Here is a 25,102-nt window from a genome sequence, read left to right as displayed (position 1 = left end):
GCTAAGCATCGAGCAAAGGGCAAAGACTGGCTCCGATACTGGCTTATTTTTATGCGGCGAATAAAGAAAAAATAGCGTATATCTCAAACAAAAGCTGCGACACAAAATACCGCAAAGAGGCAGAGGATAGCCAAACGCTGGCTTATTTTTATATTGAGAATATTTGAAAGGATTGATGGTGTTTTGGCAAAAAACAGACAAAGAAAAACTAATGGAGCTTTTAGAGTGGTTTTTGAGCCACAATTGGAAAGTTGAAAAAGACGACTACAAAAATCTGCAACGTCTCAATAAATTACTTTTAAAATTTGACATACCGCCAACTTGGATAAATTTTTCGCCTTACGATTACTTTTGCCTCAAACAAGACGAGCGAGAAAGGCTACTTGAAGCATACAAAAAATTAAAGGATAGTAAATGAGAGAGATTAAATTTATGGCGTGGCACAAGGAAAAGAAAATCTTGAGAGAGGTCTTTGAGATAAGTTTTTCAGGCGGATACGTCATTTTAGCGGGCTTTGGTAGTTTTGGCGAAATAGAAGCCCCAATAAGAGATGTCGAGCTTATGCAATATACTGGACTAAAAGACAAAAACGGCGTGGAGATTTATGATGGATATATTCCCCGGTTCTCTAATGGAAGCTTAGGAGAAGTAATCTGGTCTAACTTACGAGCAGGTTTTGATGTAGCTTTCTCCAATGCTATGCCTGAAGAACTAGACAATAATTTAGCTAGTGATTGTGTGGTAGTAGGCAATATTTACGAAAATCCAGAAATTTTAAAGGACACAAAATGAGTATTATATACGTATGTGATAGCTGCGGCGCACAAAGCGATGACGACGTTAAGGTATATGAATTTAGTGAAGAAGTTAAAGAATATACTGGAATTAACGAATACGACCATTTATGCGCAGAATGTCTAAAAGATATAAATGAAGATAAAGAGTTGTGTGTAATAAAAGGTGTCATAAAAGTTAAGGCAAAGAAAGCTTAATTTTTTGCAAGCCTAATATTTTTGAAACAACTTATGAAAAAGCTATAAAGGATAATCAATGAGTAGCCCAGAAAAAGAAAAACACCTAACAGCCCTTGCAAGCCTAGAGGCGTTTTGCGAGGCACACAATGAAAAATCTAAATTAGTTGAGCAAATACAAGGTTTGCTCTTTAAATGTGACGTCCGTTTTTTACGGCACGCTCTGCGAGATTTGAAAGATTATATAAAGGATAAAAGATGAATGCAAAAGGTGTTTCCGTAGAGGAAATATGTGGATTAGGATATGGGGAAAATAAACTATTTAAGGAGAGTTTTATGTGTCTTAGTGACTTAAGAGAGGTGCTGGCAAAATTAAGCCTCTTGGGGGACAGGATAAGCAAAATACAAACAAAAAATGCGCGCGTATCTTGCAGCATCAGCTTTAATTGGGAGTTTGAGATCTATATTGTGTGCCGTTCTTTTAGAGGCAGCCGATGCCGCTTCAAGCCTGAGGAGACAGGGCTTGTATTTGAAATAGATTTGGATGTTCCCGATCTAGAAGTAGATGAAATCTTAGAAAAACTCTTTGAAATTTTAAAGGCGCCAGAATTAAAAAACGCAGGCTTAGGCGCATATTTTGCTCGAGAAAAAAGGAGGTTCAATAAAGATGTTTAGATTACCGCGAAATTTAAAGGATAAAAAATGAGCGATAAATTTATTACTCGTGATGAAGCCTTAAAGGAGCTAGGGCTAACATCGCCTATCAGCCTAAGGCGATTGGTGCTAGCAGGCAAGATCACAGCAAGCAAGATCAACTCTAAGATAATTTATTATTCTCAAAACTCTATTTCTGCCTACAAATCAGGCAAAGCCACCCAAACTATCTAAATAATCGCTCCACCACTGCATGAGCCTAGCCCTTGCTTTTAGGTTTTTAGCGTGGTTGTAAGCCTCTTTAACTTTGTTACTTTCAACGTGAGCGAGGCAAAGCTCGATAACATCACTATTGCAGCCGTGCTTATCTATGTTTTCGTTGGCGATCGTGCTAAATGTAGCCCTAAAACCGTGTGGCGTTACCATATCTTTGTTAAAGCCCAAATTTCTAAGCATTATGCGGATAGTATTGTCACTTAGTGGAGCAACGTTTGATTTTATGGACGGAAAAATTAACTCACTTTTTAAAGGCAAGCGCTCACGATATGTTTTTAATAGGTTGATTACACTTTTACTTAAAAACACTTCGTGAGGCTTTGCCGTTTTCATCTCACTTGCTGGGATATGCCAAACGCAATTTTCAAAATCTATCTGCGACCATTTGGCATTTCTGGCATTTTGTCCTCTTACTGCGGTGTATAGTTGAAATATCGCACACGTTTTTACTCTTATATCTCCAAAATAATCTCTTATCGCCATTAATACGGCTCTTATCTCATCATCGTTTTTTAGGTAGGCAAAATGCCTAACTTCTCTACGCCCTAGTAGTGCCTTTTTGTCAATATCCGCTATTATGTTGTGATCAACATACTCGTGCAATAGAGCATATTTTAAAAAGCCGTTTAATATACTTAGCACTCTATCGGCTGTTTCTAGTTTTTCATCCTCTAGTAGTGGGCTAATGGCGAATATTATGTCTCTTCTGCTTATCTCTTTTATATCCATTTCGCCAAGTTTTGGCAATAATAACGTTTCAAACCGCCTTTTCATCCAAAACTGCTGTTTTTCACTCAATTTCCCCTTTGTTTTATACCACGCTTCAAATACTACTTTAAATTTTGTTTTTTCTGCTGTTTGCGTTAGGCTCTCGCCTTGATTGAGTTTTAATCTTAGCTCGTTTCTTTTATCCCTTGCCTCACTTAGGCTTATTCCATCATATTTGCCCAGTGTTAGGCGGTGGCGCTTGCTATTTTCTCGAAACTCATATATAAAAAATTTTGTACCGTTTGGCATTATCTTAATCAGTAGGTTATCGCCGTCACTGACAAAATATGGCTTCTCTTTGGCTTTTAAATTTTTAAACTGCGTGATCGTGAGTTGGCGTGATAGTTTAGGCATTTATAATCCTTTTTGGCTGACTATTTTTATATTTTTAGCTACTTTTTTGGATGTAATCAGCCAAAAGTCAGCTAAAAAGTTGTGATAATAATAGTTTGCTATTGTTTGTAATAGTTTGCAATTTTATGGATAAAGGCTTTAAAATAAAGTTAAAATCGCGGCTCAATGTTTGCAAAAGTTGATAAAAGTTTGTGATTATTTGTAAGTAGTGGCGGGTAGAGAGAGATTCGAACTCTCGGTGAGTTGCCCCACACACGCGTTCCAGGCGTGCTCCTTAAACCGCTCGGACATCTACCCATGAAGAAGTAGAATTATATCTTTATTTACTTAATGGTTTGCTTTTAAAGTTTAGCCCCAAGATAACGATATTTTTGTACTCATTATCCATCAGACAAATGCTGGGCAGTTCACCCCATTTTTCAAAGCTAAATTTTAAAAATAGTCTAAGAGTTGCTTCATTTTCACTAAATATTAGAGCAATAATTTTTTAGATTTAGCTCTCTAGCTTCATTTAGGCTGTGGGCTAAAAGTTGCTTGTCAATGCCCATGCTAAGAGCCTTTTTGGCTACATAGATGCTTATTTATACACTTATTTTGTAAGTTATTTTAGGATTAAAATTACTAAGCAAAACACCAGCCTAAAATTTCACAATTTTTTTATAGACAAAGATTGAGCGAAAGTTGTTATGGGCTTTAAGCCAAGGCTCTCGCTCCTTTGTGCTAACTGGCTGCATATCAGCGGTCGTAGTTTTTTAAAATGTACTAGTTATAAATTTGAGCAACCATTTCAAGACCGCTCAAATTTTTTTGAAGCCTAGCCTTTTTGGCAGCTTGATAGACTAGCTCAAGCTTTGCTGCAATCTCTTTTAGATCTTTTATCCTACTCTCGTTTGATGGGTGAGTGCTTAAAATTTCAGGTACTTTTCCGCCACTCATCTTGCTCATTTTTACCCAGACTTCGACCGCTTCTTTTGGATCATATCCGGCTCTTGCCATTAGCTCAGTACCGATGTGATCAGCCTCGGTTTCATGCGAGCGAGAAAACGGCAGAGATATGGTGTATTCGCTAGCTAAATTTAGAGCATTAGCTCCAAGATCGCCAAGGCCAGTAGCTGTGGCTATTGCAAAGATACCTATGCTTTTCATCTGATCAGCACTTGCTTGCTCTCTGCTGTGCTCCCTAAGGGCGTGTGCGATCTCGTGTCCCATGACCGCAGCTAGCTGCGCATCTGTTAAATTTAGCCTTTTTATGATGCCACTATAAACGACTATCCTTCCCCCTGGCATACACCAAGCATTTAGCGTATCTTCATTAATGACATTTACTTGCCACTTCCATTTTAGAGCGTCATCCCTAAAAACGCCAGTTTGGGCGATGAGCCTTTTGGCGATATCTTGAACTCTTTTTGTAAGGATAGGATCAACATTTAGCTCGCCTTTACTTCTAGCAGCTGTTAGCGTCTTGACGTAGGCTTGGGCTGAGCTTTGCTCCATAGCTTCTGATGAGACTAGCATAAATTGCTTACGATCAGCACCAACAACGCCTGCTTTTGTAACGCTTGAGCAGCCAGTAAAGAGCAAACTAGTCGCTAACAATGTAAGTAGAAATTTTTTCATTTTTATCCTTTTTGGACTAAAATTATAGCCTGAGTTAGATATGCATTGTTAAACGAATGGATAAATTTAAATTTTGTGATATCAAAAATAGTAATTTACTTTTTTGCAAATTTTAAAATCTCATTCACTCGCCTTAGCAGACTGCTAAATTTAGGTCTCGTAGCTACTTGCCACTAAATTTAGAGCCGTGATATGCCAGCTCTAATTTTAAAATTTGCCTGATACTTACCTGATGACAAAGTGTATTCAGTGTGCTGCTTGGTTTATGACCGCATAAATCAAAATTTAGACGCTATATCTTAAATTTAACCCTTACGCCTTATAGTTTATATTTCTCTCAAATTCTCTCAAACGCTTATTTACAGACCTTAGCTCTGTTATTGTCGTCCAGTTATCGATAAAGACGCTAAAACTCTCTCTGACCTGCGAGAAGGCATTGCTAGCTTGTATAAGCACACCAAGCGTTATAACGCCGCTAAATAGGCCATTGCCCATGATGATGTAAGGCACGATGACAAGAATTTGTGAAAAAGAGATGAGCCAAAGGTTAAAGTAGCCATAGTGCAAAAATAGTTTGTAATAATTTAACTTTACGCCCGTAAACAGCTCTAGCATGACGTTTGGCTGGCAAAATTTAGACTTATCATCCTCGCCGTAAACCAGCTCTTTTCTAAATGCAGCTTCTGCTTTTTGGTTATTATACTCGATATGTGGGAGTTTAATACCAACAAACCACGAAATAATTAAGCCACCGATGCTAATTATTAAAGCGATATAAACAAGCGAGCCTTCGATATCTTTGATGTAAGGCAAGCTCACGCTCTTACTTAGCTCCCAAAGCACTGGTATAAAGGCAATTAGCGTCATGATCGCCCTTAAAACCTGCACGCCAAGACTTTCCATTATCTTTGCAAAGCGGTAAACATCCTCTTGAATACGCTGTGAGCTACCCTCGATATCGCTCTTACAGTTTTGCCAAAATTTTAGATATCTAAATGTCATCGCCTCTCTCCAGCGAAAGACCCAGTGGCTAGCAAAAAACGAGATCACAGTGTAAGTCACGACGTAAGGCATAGCGATTTTTATAAAGTTAAAAATTTCTCGCCAAAACTCACTTACATTATGATCCTTTGAGTTTTGTACGATGTCGTAGAAATTTTTATACCACTCGTTTATACGGACATTTAGGTGCGTTTGATAAACAAGAAGCAAGATGATAAATATCGCTCCGCCATAAGCCCAGAGTGCCCATTTTTTATCTTTAAAAAATGATGAAAACATAAAGTGCCTTTTGTAAATTTTGGCGAATTATAGCAAGCAATATTAAGCATTTATATAAAATTTAAATGTGAGCTATATCATTTTGCAAATTTTACGTAAAGGAAAATGATGAAGAAATTAGTATTTTTGGCCCTTGGCTTTTTTGCAACACTTGCGTTCGCGGCTGATATGAAGGTCTATAAAAGCCCAACTTGTGGATGTTGTACTAGCTGGGGTGAGGCGATGCAGAAGGCTGGATTTAGCGAAGAGGTCATAAAAGTAGATGATATAGCTAAAGTTAAGAAAGAATTTAACGTGCCGCTAGAGCTTTCAAGCTGCCATACAGCAATCATCGATGGATATATCATAGAAGGTCATGTTCCAGCCGATGAGGTAAAGCGCCTACTAGAGCTTAAGCCAAAAGATGTAGTTGGTATCGCAGTACCTGGCATGCCGATGGAGAGTCAAGGCATGGAACAAGGCAGTAAAGCCGAGCAATACGATGTTATTTTATTTAAAAAAGATGGCTCACAAGAAATTTTTGCCACTTATATTGGCACAAAAAAACTAAGATAACTTCAAAAATTTTTAAATTTAGCTTATTTTTTGGTGAGCTAAATTTAAAAAGAAATTCCCTTACTTACGGCTATGATACAAAGTAAAAATGTTAGTGGAACGTAGATAAATTTACCTACAAAATACCAGAAGTTACCATAAGATTTATTTGCTCCAGAATTTATCTCATCTAAAATTTCATCTTTTTTAATAATCCAAAACCAAGAAATAGCACCGATTACCGCGCCGATTGGAATAATATAGATCGACACAAAGTCCATCCAAGGCCCCCAACTGCTAATAGGCTCCATAAATGCTCCTATGCCAAAGCAAACTGCACAAAGTAGTGTGAGTGTCCAAAATCTACTAAGAAACGGAAATTTATGCATTAGTGACTCGGCGACTACTTCAAACATATTTTGAAGCGAGGTGATACCGCCAAAGATAACAGCTGTAAATAAAATAATGGCAAAAATTTGTCCACCGATCATGTTTTGTAAAATTTTTGGAAGCGTTACAAAAAGCAGCTTTGGACCTTCGGCTGGATCCATAGCATAGGCAAAGACCGCTGGGATCATAACAAGAGCGGCCACAAGAGCTGCGATAGTATCAAAAAAAGCCGTAGTTTTAGCACTTTCAACGATATCTTCATCTTTTGAAAGGTAAGCCCCATAAACTATCATGCCAGATCCTGTGATAGAGAGCGAGAAAAAGGCTTGACCCATCGCAGAAACCCATACCATTGGGTCTGCAAGCTTACTAAAGTCAGGGATAAAAAGGAATTTATATCCATCAAATGCATTTGGTAGCATCGCGACATTTATAGCCAAAATGCTAAATAATACGAAAAACAGTGGCATCATTATTTGATTTGTTTTTTCGATACTTTTTGCCCCAAAAAATAGTGTAAGAAGCGTGCCAACAACGATGATAAAATGATAAGGCAAGACTGAATAATCTTGAAGTGCAAATGAGTTAAACCAAACGTTCGTATCAACGCTCATAAATGAGCCAGTAAGTGCCTGGGTAAGGGCTTTTAGTACGTAGGCGATGATGACTGCGTAGCCGATGGCTATACAAAGTGAGCCAGCAAGCGGAAGCCAGCCAATAATACTGCCAAATACGCCTAAATTTCTACTTTGCCAAGCATATTTATATGATCCAAGCGTACCAGTTTTTGCACGTCTGCCGATTGCATACTCCGCACTTAGACCAACGTATGAAAAAAGAGCTATGAAAAAAACATAGATGAGTAAAAACGCTGCACCGCCATTTGTGCCAAGTTTATAAGGAAAGCCCCAGACATTCGCCATGCCAACTGCTGATCCAACACAGGCCAATATAAATGCCCAGCGCGATGAAAAATTCTTTTTGCTCATTATGAAATCCATGAATTTATTGATAAAAATAATGTTATCAAAATATAATTTAAGAAGTTTTTATAAATCTTAAATTTAAGAAATGTTGTTACTTTTGGGCGTGGCTAATTTGACCGCTAAATATAAATTCGCTATAATCAGGCAAAAATTTTTAACTCTTAAGGATCATAATTGAACCCCAGTAGCGATAATTCGCTTTTAATGGTAATACTTGCCGTTGTATTCATTTTACTAAATGCCTTTTTTGTTTTATCAGAATTTTCTCTTGTTAAAGTTCGTAAGTCTAGACTTGAAGAGCTTATCAAAGAGAAAAAGCCAAATGCTCAGCTTGCTTTTGAGATGTCAAACAAGCTTGATACTTATCTTAGTGCCACTCAGCTTGGCATCACACTAAGCTCACTTGCTCTTGGTTGGATCGGTGAGCCAGCAGTTGCAAGACTTATAGAAGCCCCACTTAAAAATTTCTTCAACTTTAGTGATATCTTAGTTCATACGGTTGGTTTTGCGATCGCATTTACGCTTATTACGTTACTTCACGTTGTAATGGGCGAGCTTGTGCCAAAGTCAGTTGCTATCGCAAAGGCCGAGACTTCAGTACTAAAAATCGCTCGTCCTCTTCACTTTTTCTGGGTGCTATTTTCTCCTGTAATTAAGCTTTTTGATATTTTAGCGACCATTGGACTTAAAATTTTAGGTATCCAGCCAGCTAAAGAAAATGAGCTAGCGCATTCTGAAGAAGAGATAAAAATCATCGTTGGCGAGAGCTTAAAGGGCGGCGTGCTTGATAGCTTTGAGACTGAGATCATTAAAAATGCAGTCGATTTTAGTGACACAGTCGCAAAAGAGATCATGACACCAAGGCGCGATATGATCTGCATAAATAAACAAAAGAGTTTTGAGGAGAATTTACAAGTTGTATTTGAGTCGAAATATACTCGCTTTCCTTATATAGATGGCTCAAAAGATATTATTTTGGGCATGATACACATTAGAGATATTTTGCAGCTCCACTTTAGCAAAGACAAAGAGAAGAGTTTTGACTCAATTGTTCGTAAATTTGTCATAGTGCCTGAAAGCCTTTCTATTTCAAAAGTACTTGTAATGATGAATAAAGAGCAAATTTCAGCAGCACTCGTAGTCGATGAGTACGGCGGTACAGCCGGACTTCTTACGATGGAAGATATCATGGAAGAGGTACTTGGTGATTTTAATGATGAGCACGATGAAGTCGATCAACACTACAAAAAGATAAATGACAATATTTACGAATTTCAAGGCAGATATGATCTAGAGAGCGTAGAAGAGGTTCTTGGTATAAGCTTTGACGAAGAGACAGATCAAGTTACAATCGGTGGATATGTCTTCAATCTAATCGGTCGTTTGCCAGTAGTTGGGGACAAGATCGAGGATGAAAACTGCTACTACGAAGTAAGAAAGATGGATGGAGCTAGTATCTCACGCGTAAAAGTTAGAAAAAAGATAAAAAATGAAGAGGAGAGCATTCGGTCTTAAATTTATATATTTATGGCTTAAATAAGCCATGTTATGTAAATTTCTATTAATATTGTAATGCTCTAGACTCAGTTTCACCATCGCTTATTTCATTAAATTTTTTGTTTTAGATAAGTCTTCTAGTTGTGGCCAAACAAAATAAACTCATATAAATTTTTTTCGAGTAGATATCCAGCAGTAAAATTTAATCTTAAATTTTAAATATAGTTAATATAATTAAAAATTGTTTTTTACGAGGAGTAAAGATGAGAATAATAAATACAAAAGATATAAGAGAAGTCGTTGCTAAGCTTTGCAAACAGGCCTGTTATGTTGTAACACCAGATCTAAAGGCTGCTTTTACAAAGGCTCAAAGTAATGAAAGTTCGTCACTAGGTAAAGACATTTTGTGCAAAATTTTACAAAATGCTAAGCTTGCGGAAGAGGGTGTTGCACCTATTTGCCAAGACACCGGTATGACGGTTGTTTTTGTGCAGATCGGCCAAGATGTGCATATTGAGGGTGGATATATTGAAGATGCGATAAACGAGGGTATTGCGGAAGGCTACACTGAAGGTTATCTAAGAAAGTCAGTTGTTGCTGAGCCACTTTTTGAGAGAAAAAATACCACAAACAACACTCCAGCCGTCATTCACACTAGAATCGTGCCAGGAGATAAGCTAAAGATAAAAGTAGCTCCAAAAGGTTTTGGTAGTGAGAATAAATCGGTTTTAAAAATGCTTGTGCCAGCTGATGGTATAGAGGGTGTAAAAAAAGTCTTTTTAGAGGCTGTAAAATACGCTGGACCAAACGCCTGTCCTCCACTAACAATAGGCGTTGGCATAGGCGGTACGATGGATAAGGCAGCACTTTTGGCAAAAGAAGCAGCAGTTCGTTCAGTCGATAGTAAAAATTCTGATCCAAGATATGCCAAATTAGAAGACGAGCTACTAGAGCTTGCTTGTAAAACTGGCGTTGGTCCTCAAGGACTTGGTGGTGACACTACTGCCGTAAAAGTAAATGTCGAGTGGTATCCAACCCACATAGCAGGTCTTCCTGTTGCTATAAACATTAACTGCCATGCTGCGCGCCACGCAGATGCCGAGCTTTAAGGAGAGAAAATGTCAGAAGTAAAAAGAATAACAGCACCATTTGATAAAGAGGTGGTAAAAAGCCTAAAAGCAGGCGACAATGTCCTAATATCAGGCACTATCATAGCGGCTCGTGACGCTGCACATAAGGCACTTACTGAAACATTGGCACGCGGCGAAAAACTACCAGTTGAACTAAAGGGTGAGACTATCTACTACGTCGGACCAACTCCAGCCAAGCCAAATCAAGCTATTGGAGCAGCAGGCCCAACAACAAGCGGCAGAATGGATAAATACACCCCAACTATGATAAATGAAGTTGGTATAAATGGTATGATCGGTAAAGGCTACAGGAGTGATGCAGTAGTCGAGGCTATGAAAAAATCATGCTGTGTTTATATGGTTGCTATCGGTGGCATCGGAGCGCTCATTAGCCAAAGTATCAAAAAATATGAAGTGCTAGCTTACCCAGAACTAGGACCAGAGGCAGTTGCTAGGCTTACAGTTGAGGATTTCCCAGCAATAGTTGCCATTGACTGCGAGGGCAATAACTTCTATGAAGTTGGCCAAGCACCTTACAAAAAGATATAAATTTATCCCGCTAGCAAGCTAGCTAGCGGACTTTAATAATATCCAAGACACATCGTTTCAGTTAATTTTATGCGTTTTTCAAATGGAGCAGGTGAGAAAAATTTGCACTTTTCAATGTAAATTCTATAAGAATAGCTAAGATTAAAATCATCATAGAATTTCTTCAAGTCTATAAATTTGATACCGCAAATCTCATGAAATTTAAAGAGCTCGTAGATATTAGAGCCATTTTTTGCTACAAGATGAGATGGAGCAAGCGAAGTAAAAGAGCAAAATACGCCTGTTGGAATAAGGCCATTTAAAGGTGTGCAGGTTTTTATAATGTTTTGAAATTTGATCGGAATGCTATTTTTTCTAAGAAAAACTATTCTTGAGTTTTCAAATTTAGCGCTTATGACGTTTTTCCAAAAAAGATAAGCATTTGATGAGATGCCGGCATTTTTAGCTAACTCAGCACCGAGTACATAATCATCTAAAAACTCATTTGGTGCGAGTATATTTTGCATCTTCATCCTTTTGAAATTTTGTCCATTATAGCTTTTGGAGACTAAAAATTTAGAAAATTTATAGTAGGATTTTAAAAAATTTCAAAAGGAGAAAATATGAAAAAACAAATCTCAACAAAAAATGCTCCACAAGCGATTGGACCATATTCTCAAGCTATTAGCGTAAATGGATTTTTATTTATCTCAGGTCAGCTTGGTGTCACACCAGCGGGTGAGTTTGCAGGTAGTAGCGTAGAGGCCCAAGCTGAGCAATCGCTTGAAAATTTAAAAAATATCTTGGCTGAGGCAGGACTTACTTTTGATAATGCTGTAAAGACTACAATATTTTTAGCAGATATGGCAGATTTTGTTAAAGTAAATACTGTGTACGCTAAATTTTTTAAAGAGCCTTATCCTGCTAGAAGTACAGTAGCCGTTAAAACCTTGCCGAAAGATGCACTTGTGGAAATAGAGCTCATCGCGGCTTATTAATAGAGATTGTGTAAAAGTTCACATAATTTTAATGTTTAAATGATGGAGAGCAAAAGCTCTCCAAATTTATACTTCAAAAACTAAACCCTATAAACCTACTAATAAAAATACATACTTTAAAATTTTTAAGTGCCTAACAATTTTTTCTAAAATTCCCTAAATATTTCAACTATCTTTAAGTATTGCTCGTATATAATTCCAGCTCACGAAACGAGAAACCACCTTTAACTTCATTGGTTAATAAAGCCTTTTCTTTTTATCGTTGTTCTTTTAACTTACAATTGTTAAACTATTAGTCAATCTTTGAAATCTAAACAAGTGATCGATTGAGCCAGTCTATTATTTTATAATTTATAATAGATTAGACAAACTAATAAATAAAACTAAAAGTTTTTTGATTAAAAACTTCATAATAAAATCCTATCAAATAAATTTTGATAGGTAATTAATATGGAGAGTTTGATCCTGGCTCAGAGTGAACGCTGGCGGCGTGCCTAATACATGCAAGTCGAACGGACAAGTAAGAGCTTGCTCTTATGAGTTAGTGGCGCACGGGTGAGTAATGTATAGCTAATCTACCCTACACTAGAGGACAACAGTTGGAAACGGCTGCTAATACTCTATACTCCTGTCTTACATAAGTTAGATAGGGAAAGTTTTTCGGTGTAGGATGAGGCTATATTGTATCAGCTAGTTGGTGAGGTAATGGCTCACCAAGGCTATGACGCATAACTGGTCTGAGAGGATGATCAGTCACACTGGAACTGAGACACGGTCCAGACTCCTACGGGAGGCAGCAGTAGGGAATATTGCTCAATGGGGGAAACCCTGAAGCAGCAACGCCGCGTGGAGGATGACACTTTTCGGAGCGTAAACTCCTTTTGTTAGGGAAGAACAATGACGGTACCTAACGAATAAGCACCGGCTAACTCCGTGCCAGCAGCCGCGGTAATACGGAGGGTGCAAGCGTTACTCGGAATCACTGGGCGTAAAGGACGCGTAGGCGGATTATCAAGTCTCTTGTGAAATCCTATGGCTTAACCATAGAACTGCTTGGGAAACTGGTAATCTAGAGTGAGGGAGAGGCAGATGGAATTGGTGGTGTAGGGGTAAAATCCGTAGAGATCACCAGGAATACCCATTGCGAAGGCGATCTGCTGGAACTCAACTGACGCTAATGCGTGAAAGCGTGGGGAGCAAACAGGATTAGATACCCTGGTAGTCCACGCCCTAAACGATGTATACTAGTTGTTGCTAAGCTAGTCTTGGCAGTAATGCACCTAACGGATTAAGTATACCGCCTGGGGAGTACGGTCGCAAGATTAAAACTCAAAGGAATAGACGGGGACCCGCACAAGCGGTGGAGCATGTGGTTTAATTCGAAGATACGCGAAGAACCTTACCCGGACTTGATATCTAACAAATCATCTAGAGATAGAAGAGTGTCTGCTTGCAGAAATGTTAAGACAGGTGCTGCACGGCTGTCGTCAGCTCGTGTCGTGAGATGTTGGGTTAAGTCCCGCAACGAGCGCAACCCACGTCATTAGTTGCTAACAGTTCGGCTGAGCACTCTAATGAGACTGCCTTCGTAAGGAGGAGGAAGGTGTGGACGACGTCAAGTCATCATGGCCCTTATGTCCGGGGCGACACACGTGCTACAATGGCATATACAATGAGAAGCAATATCGCGAGATGGAGCAAATCTATAAAATATGTCCCAGTTCGGATTGGAGTCTGCAACTCGACTCCATGAAGCCGGAATCGCTAGTAATCGTAGATCAGCCATGCTACGGTGAATACGTTCCCGGGTCTTGTACTCACCGCCCGTCACACCATGGGAGTTGATTTCACTCGAAGCCGGAATACTAAATTAGTTACCGTCCACAGTGGAATCAGCGACTGGGGTGAAGTCGTAACAAGGTAACCGTAGGAGAACCTGCGGTTGGATCACCTCCTTTCTAGAGTACATATAGATATTCTCTCACAAGATATCTATAAGAAAGATATTCTCAATCATCCTTGTTTAGTTTTGAAAGATTGATAGACCTATAGGGGCCTATAGCTCAGCTGGTTAGAGTGCACCCCTGATAAGGGTGAGGTCACAAGTTCAAGTCTTGTTAGGCCCACCAGAGAATTTAATTGGGGAATTAGCTCAGCTGGGAGAGCGCCTGCTTTGCACGCAGGAGGTCAGCGGTTCGATCCCGCTATTCTCCACCATAAAATAGTTTAACTATATTAAGTCTAATTAGAGAGCTTAAAAATTTAAACTTTCTAATTAGACTTTTGTCTAAATGTTCTTTTAATTAATATTGTTAATAGTCACAAGCAAGTTTTAAAAACAATTTTACAGGACTTGTTAAAGATTTAAATTTCTATTTTCTTTGCATTTAATGCAAAAGTTTGATATCACAATCTATTTAGGATTTAAAACTTATCTAAATAGTAGTCAATGCTTTCCGTCTTGAGAGCTAGAATTTAAATATAGTAACATAAAGTTATCTTTAACAAGGAAGTGATGCGAATTAGAATAATCTAATATAGAAAAGGTAAGCTACAAAGAGCAAGTGGTGGATGCCTTGGCTAGTAGAGGCGATGAAAGACGTGCCAGGCTGCGATAAGTCTCGGGGAGCCGTCAAGGGGCTTTGATCCGGGAATTTCTGAATGGGGCAACCCAGTTAAGCGCGAGCTTAACTACCTAATATGGAGCGAACGAGGGGAATTGAAACATCTTAGTACCCTCAGGAAAAGAAATCAAAAGAGATTACGCTAGTAGCGGCGAGCGAACGCGTAAGAGGGCAAACCGTTAGTTTACTAACGGGGTTGTAGGACTGCGATATAGACTAAACTTAGCTAATAGAATAATCTGGAAAGATTAAGCATAGAGGGTGATACTCCCGTATATGAAAGCTTTGTTTTACTTAGCAGTATCCTGAGTAGGGCGGAACACGTGATATTCTGTCTGAAGCTGGGTAGACCACTATCCAACCCTAAATACTACTACTAGACCGATAGTGCACAAGTACCGTGAGGGAAAGGTGAAAAGAACTGAGGTGATCAGAGTGAAATAGAACCTGAAACCATTTGCTTACAATCATTCAGAGCCCTATGATTTATCAGGGTGATGGACTGCCTTTTGCATAATGAGCCTGCGAGTTGTGATGTCTGGCAAGGTTAAGGAAACCCGGAGCCGTAGCGAAAGCGAGTCTTAATAGGGCGTTTAGTCAGACGTTGCAGACCCGAAACGATGTGATCTATCCATGAGCAGGTTGAAACCGGTGTAAGAGCCGGTGGAGGACCGAACCCGCTAGCGTTGAAAAGCTATGGGATGACTTGTGGATAGGGGTGAAAGGCCAATCAAACATCGTGATAGCTGGTTCTCTCCGAAATATATTTAGGTATAGCGTCATGTAGTAACACTAGGGGGTAGAGCACTGAATGGGCTAGGGCATACACCAATGTACCAAACCCTATCAAACTCCGAATACCTAGTGTGTAATCATGGCAGTCAGGCGGCGAGTGATAAAATCCGTCGTCGAGAGGGGAACAACCCAGACTAACAGCTAAGGTCCCTAAATCTCATTTAAGTGGAAAACGATGTGGAGTTACTTAAACAACCAGGAGGTTGGCTTAGAAGCAGCCATCCTTTAAAGAAAGCGTAATAGCTCACTGGTCTAGTGATTCTGCGCGGAAAATATAACGGGGCTAAAATGAGTACCGAAGCTTTAGACTTAGTTTTACTAAGTGGTAGGAGAGCGTTGTATTTGCGTTGAAGGTATACCGGTAAGGAGTGCTGGAGCGAATACAAGTGAGCATGCAGGCATGAGTAGCGATAATTGGGGTGAGAATCCCCAACGCCGTAAACCCAAGGTTTCCTACGCGATGCTCGTCATCGTAGGGTTAGCCGGGTCCTAAGCAAAGTCCGAAAGGGGTATGCGATGGAAAATTGGTTAATATTCCAATGCCAACTATAATGTGCGATGGAAGGACGCTTAGAGTTAAGCAAGCTAGCGGATGGTAGTGCTAGTCGAAAGGTGTAGGTTAAGATCCAGGCAAATCCGGATCTTTTTAAGCCGAGATCCCACAGGCGTTTGAAGTTCTTCGGAACGGATAGCGAATTGCCGATACTGTCGAGCCAAGAAAAGTTTCTAAGTTTAGTTATAGTTGCCCGTACCGTAAACCGACACAGGTGGGTGGGATGAGTATTCTAAGGCGCGTGGAAGAACTCTCTTCAAGGAACTCTGCAAAATAGCACCGTATCTTCGGTATAAGGTGTGCCTAACTTTGTGAAGGATTTACTCCGTAAGCATTGAAGGTTACAACAAAGAGTCCCTCCCGACTGTTTACCAAAAACACAGCACTCTGCTAACTCGTAAGAGGATGTATAGGGTGTGACGCCTGCCCGGTGCTCGAAGGTTAATTGATGACGTTAGCTCTGCGAAGCGTTTGATCGAAGCCCGAGTAAACGGCGGCCGTAACTATAACGGTCCTAAGGTAGCGAAATTCCTTGTCGATTAAATATCGACCTGCATGAATGGCGTAACGAGATGGGAGCTGTCTCGAAGAGGGATCCAGTGAAATTGTAGTGGAGGTGAAAATTCCTCCTACCCGCGGCAAGACGGAAAGACCCCGTGGACCTTTACTACAGCTTGACACTGCTATTGGGATAAAAATGTGCAGGATAGGTGGGAGGCTTTGATCCATAGACGCCAGTTTATGGTGAGCCATTGTTGAGATACCACTCTTTTTTATTCTGATAGCTAACTAGCTTGAGTTATCCTCAAGTAGGACAATGTCTGGTGGGTAGTTTGACTGGGGCGGTCGCCTCCCAAAATGTAACGGAGGCTTACAAAGGTTGGCTCAGAACGGTTGGAAATCGTTCGTAGAGTATAAAGGCAAAAGCCAGCTTAACTGCGAGACATACACGTCAAGCAGAGACGAAAGTCGGTCTTAGTGATCCGGTGGTTCTGTGTGGAAGGGCCATCGCTCAAAGGATAAAAGGTACCCCGGGGATAACAGGCTGATCTCCCCCAAGAGCTCACATCGACGGGGAGGTTTGGCACCTCGATGTCGGCTCATCGCATCCTGGGGCTGGAGCAGGTCCCAAGGGTATGGCTGTTCGCCATTTAAAGCGGTACGCGAGCTGGGTTCAGAACGTCGTGAGACAGTTCGGTCCCTATCTGCCGTGGGCGTAAGAAGATTGAGGAGAGTTGACCCTAGTACGAGAGGACCGGGTCGAACCAACCACTGGTGTACGAGTTGTTCTGCCAAGAGCACCGCTCGGTAGCTATGTTGGGATGTGATAACTGCTGAAAGCATCTAAGCAGGAAGCCAACTCCAAGATGAATCTTCTTTTAAGAGCTCATATAGACTATGTGTTTGATAGGCTGGGTGTGTAATGGATGAAAGTCCTTTAGCTGACCAGTACTAATAGCTCGTCTGCTTATCTTTTAATAAGCATCACTTCCTTGTTAAGGATAAAAACTTAATAAGATATGTTTTTATAAAACTTTGTTTATGACTTTTAACTTTATACGTAGTGTTAAATAAGAGATTTATCTAATGTATCTTTTATTTAACACTGCCCGTGACTATACAGACGAGGAAACGCCTTGCTCCATCTCGAACCAAGAAGCTAAGCTCGTCCTGGCTGATGATACTCTCCCTTACTGGGATGTTGGAAAAGTAGGTCGTTGCGGGCTTTGTTAATTTTTAATCTTCTTTATCTAAATAATCAACTTCTAATATTATTTCTTAATTTATAACAAAATATCAAATCTTAAATTTATTTATGTTTTTAAATAATTAGATATCTTTACATTTATAAATATCTTTTAGTCTATGCTTCTATACGAGTGTTGACTAAAAACACCAAATATGATAGACTCCAAACCCAAATTTACCTAAAAAGGACAAAAATGAAAAAGATTATATTCTCACTATTAGTAGCAGCTTCTACATTACTAGCAGCCATAAATTTAAACACCGCCACAAAAGAAGAGTTAATGAGTTTAGATGGTATAGGATCTTCAAAGGCAGATGCAATAATTGAATATAGAAAAGCAAATAAATTTAACTCAATAGAAGATATAAAAAATGTAAATGGTATAGGTGATAAGACATTTGAAAATCTAAAATCAGATATATCAGTATCAGGTGCTACAAAGATAGACGAAACAAAAGCTAAAACAAAATCTAAAAAAGATGAGATAAAAGAAAAAGTAAGTAAAAAGAGTGATGAAGTAAAAGAGAAAAAAGATGGTGCTAAAGATAGCGTAAAAGAAGTCAAAGATAAGAAAGAAAGCCTAAAAGATAAAACAGAGAAAAAGAGTAAAGCTAAAAAAGAGAAGAGTAAAGAGTAATAAAAACTAGAAATTTATAAAAATTCTTACATAAAATATATAAAAATAGTTAGGAGCGCATAGCGTTCCTAATAAATAAAATAGATTGGTTTTTTATATATCTACCTACTTTTTAATTCTATAACCTAGTTTGTCTATTTTTTAAATTTTATAAATTAATAAGCTCATCTAATAGATCTTGTAAAGTAATACTTCTTAAACTATCTTCTAAAGCTTCTTGTGCTTTTAGGAGAGAGAGGATGCGCAAACTAGTTATAAATTCTGACTTATAAGATTCTCTATTTAATATTTTTAAATAAGCCTACTATTGAATATTCTAAAAACCTAATTAAATTTATAAAAAACTCTATTTAGATAAAGTCCTTCAGCCGGAGCTGGGATACGAGTTAAGGCAAGGTCTCCATTAAGCGAAGCATTGATGAGCTCACCACCATTTTTTATACTTAAAGCTTTAAGCAGATTTGCAATCATAAGCCGTACTTGAGCGCGTAAAAAGCCATTCGCTTTAAAAACTATGATAGTTTGGTTTTTGTATTCATAACAAAATGCCTTAAAAATTTCTCGCACTGGACTTTTTGTATCACTTCCTGTTTTCATATAGGAGCTAAAATCATGCTCGCCAACAAAATTAGATAAAATTTCATTTGCTTTTTTGATATCAAATTTTGGCAAAAAGACTTTATAATTTGAGCCAAAAACATCAAATTCTCTATGATCTATAATGTATCTATAAGACCTTGCTACGGCGTCAAATCTTGCTTGAAAATTTTCATCAACTAAATTTATACATTTTATATGAATATTTGGATGAGCATGGCGGTTGATTAGCTCTTTTAAGTGCTCTAAATTTTTAAAATGATCGCCACAAATTACGCTTGAACTTTGATTGATCGCATGGACTTTTTTATCTGTACGCGAGCTAGAGACTATTTTTTCAAATATTCCAACGTGAGCTAGAGCACGCGAAAGCTCATCTTCTACGCCATTTTCATGTGGCTGAGTTTGCGAGCCTTGAAATTTGGAGCCATCGTAGCTATAAATTAGTTGGATTTTCATTAGTATCTTCGTATGATCTTGGTTTTAAAAAGCAAAATTCCTGCCAATAAAAAGACGAAAAATATGAGTGGAATCGCAAAAGCTGGTTTTGATGAAAATAGCATTATGAGCGTAAAATACCCAAATAAAACACCAAACGTACCAACATAAACCATGCCCTTTTCATATCTATAAGTAACGATGCCAAAGCTTATGGCAAAAAGTGTACTGGCAAGTGGAAATAGCGCAACAAGCACATATGTGCTAAGGTCTTTTCTTCTTTTTTCACTACTATTTGCCTCCGTCCAGTACTCTTTTATGCCGCCTATATCGCTCACCTCTTCACTTTGTGCAGTCCTTATCTTCATAGATTTGAAGTTGCTTTGATGATAAATTTCATCTTTTATGTCATACATTTTTCCATCTATTAAAGAGAGTTCGATGCTTTGATTTGTATTAGTGATCTTTGCGTTTTTAGCAGTGATTAAGCGTTGGGAGTCTTTAATGTAAGGATTAAACATCACGATATCTTTATAAGTAGTGCCGTTGTTATCTTGCATTTCACTACCCACATAAACCATCCAGTCAGAGAATTTTTGTCCAAACTGAGTTGGCTTTAAATTTAGCTTTGCAACAGTCTTTTTATAATCAATAAAATTTGCATTTAGCTGTGCGGCTATTGGTATCATTATGGTAGCGATTATAAGTAGAGCGGTGCTTAAAAATGCTGAAAATATTAAGAAAAATTTAGCAATCTTATTTGGTGAGCCACCAAGCGTAAAAATAACGATACTTTCATTCTCTTTTGATAATCTAAAAAGAGTCATCGCAAGTGATACAAAAAATGCGATAGGCACGACAAAAAGTAGCACGCGTGGAAGCATAAATGAGTAGAGTTTAAAAAGCTCGCCAAAACTGATCTCAATGTAAGAAGTGATGCGCGCGATCTGGATGAAAAATACGATCGACATAATCAAAAAAAGCGTGCTAAATAGCGACGCAAAAGTCCCTAGGAAGTTAAACAAAAGATATCTATTCACTCTACTCATAAATAAACCTTAAAATTTCTAAAATTTGCTCTTTAAAAGCGTATGTAATAAGTAAGCCAAGACTTAAAAACGGCACAAAAGCTAGCTCATAGCCCTTTTTTTGAACGACCGCATAGACTGGAAGTGTAAAAAGTGCTGCAAGATAGATCGCCACTAGAGCCAGTTTGACTGGCAAGATAGCTCCGATGATCGCTGCTATAAAGATATCTGCACTACCCATCGCTTCTTTTTTTATAGCAAAGCTTACGACAAATCTAAGCACCCAAAAGATAAATGCAAAAAGGAATAAATTTAAAATTTGGGCAAAATTTCCTTTAACTATAAAAAACATCAGAGCATAGATAAATGCGAAAAATAGCGCCGCAAAAAGAAGAGGATCTGGTACAGCTTTATATCTTATATCTATGATGCTAAGAGCTAGTAGCATTATAAAACAAAGCCCTAAAAATAGCGCGTAAAGCAATGTTTCTACACTTAAAATTTCGCTGCATTCTTTAAAAAAACAGATCAAAAAAAGTATCCCAGAAACTAGCTCGATTATTGGATAGATGGGGCTTATTTTTTGCTTACAAAAGGCACATTTGCCACCTAAAAATAGCCATGAAAAAAGCGGAACATTGTGATAAAAATTTAGCTTATGATCGCAGTTTGGGCAATGAGAAGCTGGAAAATTTATACTTTCATTTCGTGGCAAGCGATATATCAGTACATTTGAAAATGAGCCCACACAAATACCCAAAACAAAAGCAAAAGCGGCAAAAAAAATGACTAAATTATCCATTATCCCGCTAAACTCCGCCAAATCTTCGCTCTATGTTTTTAAATTTGCTAACGATATTTGCAAGCTCATCCTTGCTAAAGTCAGGCCAAAGTGTAGGCGTAAAAAATAGCTCTGCGTAGCTTGCTTGCCAAAGCATGAAATTTGAAAGCCTGCTCTCGCCACCAGTTCTAATGAGAAGATCCACCGGCTCACTCTCATCAAGTGCTGCATTTAGGCTTGCTTCGTTTATCTCGCTACCTTCTAAATTTAGCTTTTTCACAGCTCTAATGATCTCATCTTTTGAGCCGTAGTTTATCGCTAAATTTAATAATAAATTTTTATTCTCTCTTGTAGCATTTTTGGTGATCTCTATCTCGTTTTTTAGCTCATCGCTAAATGGCGAAATGTCACCGATCGTGTTAAATTTGATCCCATTTTTTATAAAGTCAGCACGCTTTAAAATGAGAAATTTCTTAAGCAAATTCATCAAAAACTCGACCTCTTTTTGTGGCCTTTTCCAGTTTTCAGTACTAAATGCGTAAAGACTTAAAATTTTCACCCCATTATCGATACAAAATTCGCACATATCGCTTACTATATTTGCTCCAGCTTCGTGCCCGTTTGTCCGTAAAAATCCACGTTTTTTAGCCCAGCGTCCATTTCCATCCATGATAATAGCAATGTGGTTTAATTCATTCAATCTTTAGCCTTTTATATCAATAATTTGTTCTTTTTTGCTCCAAAGAGTACTCACATTTTGCACTGTTATGTTGGCGTTAAATTCTCTTTTTAGCAAGCTAGCTACATTATTAAATGGAGTCGTGATCTCGTATAAAACTTCATCTTTAAATTTAAAAATAAGTGGAGCAAAATTTGAAAATATTAAAAAAATTTTCATATCATCCTCCTCTTTTTTTAGCTGAAAAACGCCGTTTATGCCATTATAAATAAATGGTATATGCAAGACATTTTCTTGCAGAGCAAAGAGCATTTTCGCTAGCACTTTCATCTCGTCTTTTGTCTTAGCTTCACTTAAACTTTTAAATAAATAGTCATAAAACCACGATAAATTCTCATTTTCTATCAAATTTTCGATAAGATTTAGCCCATCGGTCAAGACATCTTCGTCTAAAATTCTTGGCTTTTCGTATAAATTTTTTATGACGATATTCTCGCCTTGGCTTTGCACCTCGCCCCAGTATTTCGAGCCTACGTTTAGCTCTTTTGTGCTTTTTGTATTTAAATTTCTATTTGCAAAATTTAAAATGTATCTGTTAAAACCGATCTTTTGGCTTACCAAGATACTAAGTGGAAGTGACGAATTTATAGCTACTAACGGTGAATTTGCATTTTTTGCTATTTTTTGAATGCGAGAAATTTTCTCTATCATAAATTTGCCGCTAGCTCCACGATATGTCTTGCGATCTCGTCTTTTGCGGCAAGCGGCAGCAAAGTTTCACTATTTTTCGTGATGAAATTTACCTCATTTTGCTCGCTTGCAAAGCCATTTTTCTCACCCAAGATATTTAGACAAACTGCGTCAAGCCCCTTTTGCTCTAGCATTGCTCTAGCATTTTTGTGTGCGCTCTCGCTTGAGATTTCAAGCTTAAAGCCGATATTTTTGCATTTAAACTCTTTTAAGCTTTGCAAAATATCGACATTTCTCTTTAGACTTAAGCTTAAAATTTCGCCAACATCCTCTTTTTTTATCTTGCCATCAATTTTTGTCGGCACAAAATCGCTTACTGCAGCACACATTACAAGCAAATTCGCACTCTCGCACTCGCTTTTGCAAAGCTCTAAAAGTTCACTACTTGAGCCAAATTTCAAAATCTCAAATGGCTCGTTTTCTGCTTCAAAGCTAGCAAGTAGTTTTACCTCTGCGCCTGCATAGTAAAAAGCCCTTGCAAGCGCCATCGCCATCTTACCGCTTGAAAAATTTGTAATGGCTCTAACATCATCTATCTTTTCTATCGTCGCACCACCAGTGATCACTACTTTTTTGCCTACAAAAAGTAGCTTGCTAAGCTTTTTTATCACCGCTTCTACTATTACTTCAGGGCTTGCAAGACCGCCTTTGCCAACGTCGCCACAAGCTAGAGTTTTAAGAACCGGCTCAACTATTAAAGCGCCGTTTTTCTTTAAAATTTTAAGTGAGTTTTGCGTCGCGAAGTGCTCTATCATATTGTTATTTGCAGCTAGTGCGACAACCAAAGGCACGTGTGAGGCGGCGATTAGCGTTTGCATAAAGACATTGTCACAGATGCCAGCTGCTAGCTTGTTTATCGTATTTACAGAGGCAGGTGCGATGAGAACTAAATCCATTTTAGAGTAGGCTATGTGATTTACGCCATCTTGCCAGTTTTGCGTTTGTGAGCTTAAAATTTTATGCTCACTTAGTGCCTCAAAGCCGCTTACACTGCAAAAATCAAGCGCTCCGTCACTTAAAGCCACGTAGACATCAGCGCCTTGTTTTTTAAGTAGCGATAAAATTTCGAATGCCTTATAAAAGGCAATACTACCGCAAACGGCAAGTAAAATTTTCTTATTTTTTAACATCGTCTTTGCCAAAGAATTTCTCAAAAAAGCCGCTTTTGTTCTCTTGTCGAGCTCTGCTAATCGCTAGCGCTCCACTCTCAACATCTTTTGTGATGGTGCTGCCAGCTGCGATGATGACATTATCAGCGATATTTACAGGGGCTACTAGTTGCGTATCTGAGCCAACAAAGACGTTTTTGCCGATTTTGGTTTTGTATTTTGCCTTGCCGTCGTAGTTGCATGTGATCGTGCCACAACCGATATTTGTGCCACTTTCTATCTCACAGTCACCAAGATAGCTTAAGTGTCCAGCTTTTACGCCGCTAAGAACACCTTTTTTAACCTCGACGAAATTTCCTATATGTGTGTCAGAAATTTCAGAATTTGGCCTTACATGAGCTAGCGGACCGATGTCTGAGTTTTTGATGACGCTACTTTCTATCACCGATGAGCTTTTGATGATGCTCTCAGTGATGACGCACTCGCCAAGGATACTTACATTTTCTTCAAGCACGCACTCGCCTTCGAATTTGGCCCTGCTGTCTATGAAAATGCTCTCTGGCATGCGCATCAAAACGCCAGCTTTCATCAAATTTTGCTTGATCTCATCTTGCATGATCTTTTCTGCAATGCTAAGCTGAAATTTATCGTTTATGCCCATGAAATTTTGCTCATTAACATTTACTGCAACGCACTTTAAGCCCTTTTCATTTGCTATTTTTATGGCATCAGTTAAGTAGTACTCTTTTTGTGCGTTTTGGTTGCTTATGAGCGGTAAAATTTGCTCTAGCGCCTCGCGTTTAAAGCAGTAGCAGCCAGCATTTACGCTTTTTATGGCAAGCTGCGCTTCACTAGCATCTTTTTGCTCGACGATGCCTTCAACTTTGCCGTTTTTTATGATGACTCTACCGTAGCCAAAAGGATTTGCCGCTTCAAATGAGCTCATAACCACGTCCGCTTCAGCGTTTGCTAGACGCATTAGATCGGTTGATTTTACAAGAGGCATATCGCCACAAGTTACAAGCACCTTTTCGCCACTTAAATTTACGCTCTTTATCGCACCAGCAGTGCCTGGGAAATTTGCTAGATCTTGCTCAAAAATTTTAGTTTGAGGGAAAATTTCTTTTATCTTTTTGCTAATTAACTCTTTTTCGTAGTGAAGCACGACGCTAACGTCATTTGTGATCGCATAAGCTTGCTTTAAGATGTGAATGATCATTGGCTCACCGCAAAGTTCAAATAGGACTTTTGGACGTTTTGATTTCATTCTGGTGCCAAGACCAGCCGCCAAAATTATGATTGAAGTATTGTTCATTTTTAAGCCTTTTAACGTTAAAAATTTCGCAGATTGTAGCAAAAAATGCCAAACATTTTTTT

Annotated in this window: 24 protein-coding genes, 3 tRNA genes and 3 rRNA genes; 17 read left to right on the top strand and 13 right to left on the bottom strand. The window is 38.6% G+C overall.

Annotated elements, in window-relative coordinates:
• The first annotated feature begins 178 nt into the window (after positions 1 to 178).
• The 6 genes from CVT18_RS01645 to CVT18_RS01620 are packed head-to-tail and all read left to right on the top strand — an operon-like array spanning position 179 to position 1,859.
• Positions 179 to 418: a hypothetical protein gene (locus CVT18_RS01645; RefSeq protein WP_107824140.1), complete on the top strand. Its 240-nt coding sequence runs from the start codon at positions 179 to 181 to the stop codon at positions 416 to 418.
• Complete coding sequence (locus CVT18_RS01640; protein ID WP_107824139.1) at positions 415 to 792, top strand: YopX family protein; 378 nt, start codon at positions 415 to 417, stop codon at positions 790 to 792. The genes CVT18_RS01645 and CVT18_RS01640 overlap by 4 nt, the downstream gene beginning before the upstream one ends.
• A complete protein-coding gene (locus CVT18_RS01635) occupies positions 789 to 992 on the top strand; it encodes a hypothetical protein (protein ID WP_107824138.1) in 204 nt (67 codons plus the stop codon). The genes CVT18_RS01640 and CVT18_RS01635 overlap by 4 nt, the downstream gene beginning before the upstream one ends.
• 58 nt (positions 993 to 1,050) lie before the next feature.
• Positions 1,051 to 1,233 (top strand): hypothetical protein, encoded by a 183-nt coding sequence (locus tag CVT18_RS01630; protein ID WP_107824137.1) that lies wholly within the window; start codon positions 1,051 to 1,053, stop codon positions 1,231 to 1,233.
• Entirely contained in the window at positions 1,230 to 1,646 is a 417-nt protein-coding gene (locus tag CVT18_RS01625; RefSeq protein ID WP_107824136.1) for a hypothetical protein, read from the top strand. Before CVT18_RS01630 ends, CVT18_RS01625 begins: the two co-directional genes overlap by 4 nt.
• A 27-nt stretch (positions 1,647 to 1,673) precedes the next feature.
• Positions 1,674 to 1,859, top strand: coding sequence for a hypothetical protein (locus CVT18_RS01620; RefSeq protein WP_107824135.1), 186 nt, complete (start codon positions 1,674 to 1,676; stop codon positions 1,857 to 1,859).
• On the opposite strand, the gene CVT18_RS01615 is transcribed toward CVT18_RS01620, so the two are convergent.
• From CVT18_RS01615 to CVT18_RS01595, 4 genes are all read right to left on the bottom strand, one after another.
• Positions 1,833 to 3,023, bottom strand: coding sequence for a tyrosine-type recombinase/integrase (locus CVT18_RS01615; protein ID WP_107824134.1), 1,191 nt, complete (start codon positions 3,021 to 3,023; stop codon positions 1,833 to 1,835). The genes CVT18_RS01620 and CVT18_RS01615 overlap by 27 nt on opposite strands.
• 209 nt (positions 3,024 to 3,232) lie before the next feature.
• A tRNA-Ser gene (locus CVT18_RS01610) sits at positions 3,233 to 3,320 on the bottom strand.
• A gap of 465 nt (positions 3,321 to 3,785) precedes the next feature.
• The gene (locus tag CVT18_RS01600; protein ID WP_234410252.1) at positions 3,786 to 4,640 is read right to left on the bottom strand and encodes a M48 family metallopeptidase; all 855 of its coding nucleotides are present in this window, start codon (positions 4,638 to 4,640) and stop codon (positions 3,786 to 3,788) included.
• A gap of 312 nt (positions 4,641 to 4,952) precedes the next feature.
• On the bottom strand, positions 4,953 to 5,921 hold the full coding sequence (locus CVT18_RS01595; protein ID WP_103628580.1) for a putative transporter: 969 nt from the start codon (positions 5,919 to 5,921) through the stop codon (positions 4,953 to 4,955).
• Positions 5,922 to 6,029: 108 nt separating this feature from the next.
• On the opposite strand from CVT18_RS01595, the gene CVT18_RS01590 reads away from it, so the two are divergent.
• Positions 6,030 to 6,476, top strand: coding sequence for a DUF411 domain-containing protein (locus CVT18_RS01590; protein WP_103628579.1), 447 nt, complete (start codon positions 6,030 to 6,032; stop codon positions 6,474 to 6,476).
• 44 nt (positions 6,477 to 6,520) lie between these two features.
• Here CVT18_RS01590 and CVT18_RS01585 read toward each other — a convergent pair whose 3' ends face one another.
• Entirely contained in the window at positions 6,521 to 7,834 is a 1,314-nt protein-coding gene (locus CVT18_RS01585; RefSeq protein WP_103618680.1) for a sodium-dependent transporter, read from the bottom strand.
• 201 nt (positions 7,835 to 8,035) lie between these two features.
• On the opposite strand from CVT18_RS01585, the gene CVT18_RS01580 reads away from it, so the two are divergent.
• The 3 genes from CVT18_RS01580 to CVT18_RS01570 all read left to right on the top strand — a co-directional run bounded on the left by CVT18_RS01580 (position 8,036) and on the right by CVT18_RS01570 (position 11,007).
• Complete coding sequence (locus CVT18_RS01580) at positions 8,036 to 9,346, top strand: hemolysin family protein (protein WP_234410284.1); 1,311 nt, start codon at positions 8,036 to 8,038, stop codon at positions 9,344 to 9,346.
• A gap of 245 nt (positions 9,347 to 9,591) precedes the next feature.
• Positions 9,592 to 10,437 (top strand): fumarate hydratase, encoded by an 846-nt coding sequence (locus CVT18_RS01575; RefSeq protein ID WP_103628577.1) that lies wholly within the window; start codon positions 9,592 to 9,594, stop codon positions 10,435 to 10,437.
• A gap of 9 nt (positions 10,438 to 10,446) precedes the next feature.
• Complete coding sequence (locus CVT18_RS01570; RefSeq protein WP_084109801.1) at positions 10,447 to 11,007, top strand: Fe-S-containing hydro-lyase; 561 nt, start codon at positions 10,447 to 10,449, stop codon at positions 11,005 to 11,007.
• Positions 11,008 to 11,039: 32 nt separating this feature from the next.
• On the opposite strand, the gene CVT18_RS01565 is transcribed toward CVT18_RS01570, so the two are convergent.
• On the bottom strand, positions 11,040 to 11,513 hold the full coding sequence (locus CVT18_RS01565; RefSeq protein ID WP_103628576.1) for a cysteine permease: 474 nt from the start codon (positions 11,511 to 11,513) through the stop codon (positions 11,040 to 11,042).
• 96 nt (positions 11,514 to 11,609) lie between these two features.
• Here CVT18_RS01565 and CVT18_RS01560 point away from each other — a divergent pair, with 96 nt between their 5' ends.
• From CVT18_RS01560 to CVT18_RS10750, 7 genes are all read left to right on the top strand, one after another.
• Complete coding sequence (locus tag CVT18_RS01560) at positions 11,610 to 11,984, top strand: RidA family protein (protein WP_103628575.1); 375 nt, start codon at positions 11,610 to 11,612, stop codon at positions 11,982 to 11,984.
• 447 nt (positions 11,985 to 12,431) lie between these two features.
• Positions 12,432 to 13,942: ribosomal RNA gene (locus CVT18_RS01555) — 16S ribosomal RNA — on the top strand.
• A gap of 94 nt (positions 13,943 to 14,036) precedes the next feature.
• Positions 14,037 to 14,113: transfer RNA gene (locus CVT18_RS01550), tRNA-Ile, on the top strand.
• 12 nt (positions 14,114 to 14,125) lie between these two features.
• Positions 14,126 to 14,201, top strand: a tRNA-Ala gene (locus tag CVT18_RS01545).
• Between the two features lie 327 nt (positions 14,202 to 14,528).
• Positions 14,529 to 17,432 (top strand): 23S ribosomal RNA (locus CVT18_RS01540).
• Positions 17,433 to 17,564: 132 nt separating this feature from the next.
• A 5S ribosomal RNA gene (gene rrf, locus CVT18_RS01535) occupies positions 17,565 to 17,683 on the top strand.
• Together the 16S, 23S and 5S rRNA genes with 2 tRNA genes alongside form the textbook arrangement of a ribosomal RNA operon.
• A 216-nt stretch (positions 17,684 to 17,899) precedes the next feature.
• The gene (locus CVT18_RS10750) at positions 17,900 to 18,343 is read left to right on the top strand and encodes a helix-hairpin-helix domain-containing protein (RefSeq protein WP_103628976.1); all 444 of its coding nucleotides are present in this window, start codon (positions 17,900 to 17,902) and stop codon (positions 18,341 to 18,343) included.
• A 324-nt stretch (positions 18,344 to 18,667) separates the two neighbouring features.
• Here the strand turns inward: CVT18_RS10750 and truA are convergent, their stop codons facing one another.
• From truA to glmU, 7 genes are read right to left on the bottom strand one after another with little or no spacing between them, the layout of a single operon-like run.
• On the bottom strand, positions 18,668 to 19,399 hold the full coding sequence (gene truA, locus CVT18_RS01525) for a tRNA pseudouridine(38-40) synthase TruA (RefSeq protein ID WP_103628361.1): 732 nt from the start codon (positions 19,397 to 19,399) through the stop codon (positions 18,668 to 18,670).
• A complete protein-coding gene (locus CVT18_RS01520) occupies positions 19,399 to 20,427 on the bottom strand; it encodes an LptF/LptG family permease (RefSeq protein ID WP_103628362.1) in 1,029 nt (342 codons plus the stop codon). Before CVT18_RS01520 ends, truA begins: the two co-directional genes overlap by 1 nt.
• Positions 20,420 to 21,208: a prepilin peptidase gene (locus CVT18_RS01515; RefSeq protein WP_103628439.1), complete on the bottom strand. Its 789-nt coding sequence runs from the start codon at positions 21,206 to 21,208 to the stop codon at positions 20,420 to 20,422. The genes CVT18_RS01520 and CVT18_RS01515 overlap by 8 nt, the downstream gene beginning before the upstream one ends.
• Before the next feature lie 7 nt (positions 21,209 to 21,215).
• The gene (gene uppS, locus CVT18_RS01510) at positions 21,216 to 21,887 is read right to left on the bottom strand and encodes a polyprenyl diphosphate synthase (protein ID WP_103628363.1); all 672 of its coding nucleotides are present in this window, start codon (positions 21,885 to 21,887) and stop codon (positions 21,216 to 21,218) included.
• Between the two features lie 3 nt (positions 21,888 to 21,890).
• A complete protein-coding gene (locus tag CVT18_RS01505) occupies positions 21,891 to 22,577 on the bottom strand; it encodes a hypothetical protein (RefSeq protein ID WP_103628364.1) in 687 nt (228 codons plus the stop codon).
• Positions 22,574 to 23,746 (bottom strand): bifunctional phosphopantothenoylcysteine decarboxylase/phosphopantothenate--cysteine ligase CoaBC, encoded by a 1,173-nt coding sequence (gene coaBC / locus CVT18_RS01500; RefSeq protein WP_103628440.1) that lies wholly within the window; start codon positions 23,744 to 23,746, stop codon positions 22,574 to 22,576. The genes CVT18_RS01505 and coaBC overlap by 4 nt, the downstream gene beginning before the upstream one ends.
• The gene (gene glmU / locus CVT18_RS01495; protein WP_103628365.1) at positions 23,733 to 25,040 is read right to left on the bottom strand and encodes a bifunctional UDP-N-acetylglucosamine diphosphorylase/glucosamine-1-phosphate N-acetyltransferase GlmU; all 1,308 of its coding nucleotides are present in this window, start codon (positions 25,038 to 25,040) and stop codon (positions 23,733 to 23,735) included. The genes coaBC and glmU overlap by 14 nt, the downstream gene beginning before the upstream one ends.
• Between the last annotated feature and the right edge of the window lie 62 nt (positions 25,041 to 25,102).

It is taken from the genome of Campylobacter concisus (genome assembly GCF_003048405.1).
Classification (GTDB): domain Bacteria; phylum Campylobacterota; class Campylobacteria; order Campylobacterales; family Campylobacteraceae; genus Campylobacter_A; species Campylobacter_A concisus_Q.
The sequence above is the reverse complement of the archived record's forward strand: the minus strand, read 5'-3'. Positions and strand labels throughout refer to the sequence as shown.

Excerpts from the sequence above, each read along its gene's own strand:
- CVT18_RS01640 (WP_107824139.1), top strand. The coding sequence starts at position 415 with ATGAGAGAGATTAAATTTATGGCGTGGCACAAGGAAAAGAAAATCTTG.
- CVT18_RS01635 (WP_107824138.1), top strand. The coding sequence starts at position 789 with ATGAGTATTATATACGTATGTGATAGCTGCGGCGCACAAAGCGATGAC.
- CVT18_RS01630 (WP_107824137.1), top strand. The coding sequence starts at position 1,051 with ATGAGTAGCCCAGAAAAAGAAAAACACCTAACAGCCCTTGCAAGCCTA.
- CVT18_RS01625 (WP_107824136.1), top strand. The coding sequence starts at position 1,230 with ATGAATGCAAAAGGTGTTTCCGTAGAGGAAATATGTGGATTAGGATAT.
- CVT18_RS01620 (WP_107824135.1), top strand. The coding sequence starts at position 1,674 with ATGAGCGATAAATTTATTACTCGTGATGAAGCCTTAAAGGAGCTAGGG.
- CVT18_RS01615 (WP_107824134.1), bottom strand. The coding sequence starts at position 3,023 with ATGCCTAAACTATCACGCCAACTCACGATCACGCAGTTTAAAAATTTA.
- CVT18_RS01600 (WP_234410252.1), bottom strand. The coding sequence starts at position 4,640 with ATGAAAAAATTTCTACTTACATTGTTAGCGACTAGTTTGCTCTTTACT.
- CVT18_RS01595 (WP_103628580.1), bottom strand. The coding sequence starts at position 5,921 with ATGTTTTCATCATTTTTTAAAGATAAAAAATGGGCACTCTGGGCTTAT.
- CVT18_RS01590 (WP_103628579.1), top strand. The coding sequence starts at position 6,030 with ATGAAGAAATTAGTATTTTTGGCCCTTGGCTTTTTTGCAACACTTGCG.
- CVT18_RS01585 (WP_103618680.1), bottom strand. The coding sequence starts at position 7,834 with ATGAGCAAAAAGAATTTTTCATCGCGCTGGGCATTTATATTGGCCTGT.
- CVT18_RS01580 (WP_234410284.1), top strand. The coding sequence starts at position 8,036 with ATGGTAATACTTGCCGTTGTATTCATTTTACTAAATGCCTTTTTTGTT.
- CVT18_RS01575 (WP_103628577.1), top strand. The coding sequence starts at position 9,592 with ATGAGAATAATAAATACAAAAGATATAAGAGAAGTCGTTGCTAAGCTT.
- CVT18_RS01570 (WP_084109801.1), top strand. The coding sequence starts at position 10,447 with ATGTCAGAAGTAAAAAGAATAACAGCACCATTTGATAAAGAGGTGGTA.
- CVT18_RS01565 (WP_103628576.1), bottom strand. The coding sequence starts at position 11,513 with ATGCAAAATATACTCGCACCAAATGAGTTTTTAGATGATTATGTACTC.
- CVT18_RS01560 (WP_103628575.1), top strand. The coding sequence starts at position 11,610 with ATGAAAAAACAAATCTCAACAAAAAATGCTCCACAAGCGATTGGACCA.
- CVT18_RS10750 (WP_103628976.1), top strand. The coding sequence starts at position 17,900 with ATGAAAAAGATTATATTCTCACTATTAGTAGCAGCTTCTACATTACTA.
- truA (WP_103628361.1), bottom strand. The coding sequence starts at position 19,399 with ATGAAAATCCAACTAATTTATAGCTACGATGGCTCCAAATTTCAAGGC.
- CVT18_RS01520 (WP_103628362.1), bottom strand. The coding sequence starts at position 20,427 with ATGAGTAGAGTGAATAGATATCTTTTGTTTAACTTCCTAGGGACTTTT.
- CVT18_RS01515 (WP_103628439.1), bottom strand. The coding sequence starts at position 21,208 with ATGGATAATTTAGTCATTTTTTTTGCCGCTTTTGCTTTTGTTTTGGGT.
- CVT18_RS01505 (WP_103628364.1), bottom strand. The coding sequence starts at position 22,577 with ATGATAGAGAAAATTTCTCGCATTCAAAAAATAGCAAAAAATGCAAAT.
- coaBC (WP_103628440.1), bottom strand. The coding sequence starts at position 23,746 with ATGTTAAAAAATAAGAAAATTTTACTTGCCGTTTGCGGTAGTATTGCC.
- glmU (WP_103628365.1), bottom strand. The coding sequence starts at position 25,040 with ATGAACAATACTTCAATCATAATTTTGGCGGCTGGTCTTGGCACCAGA.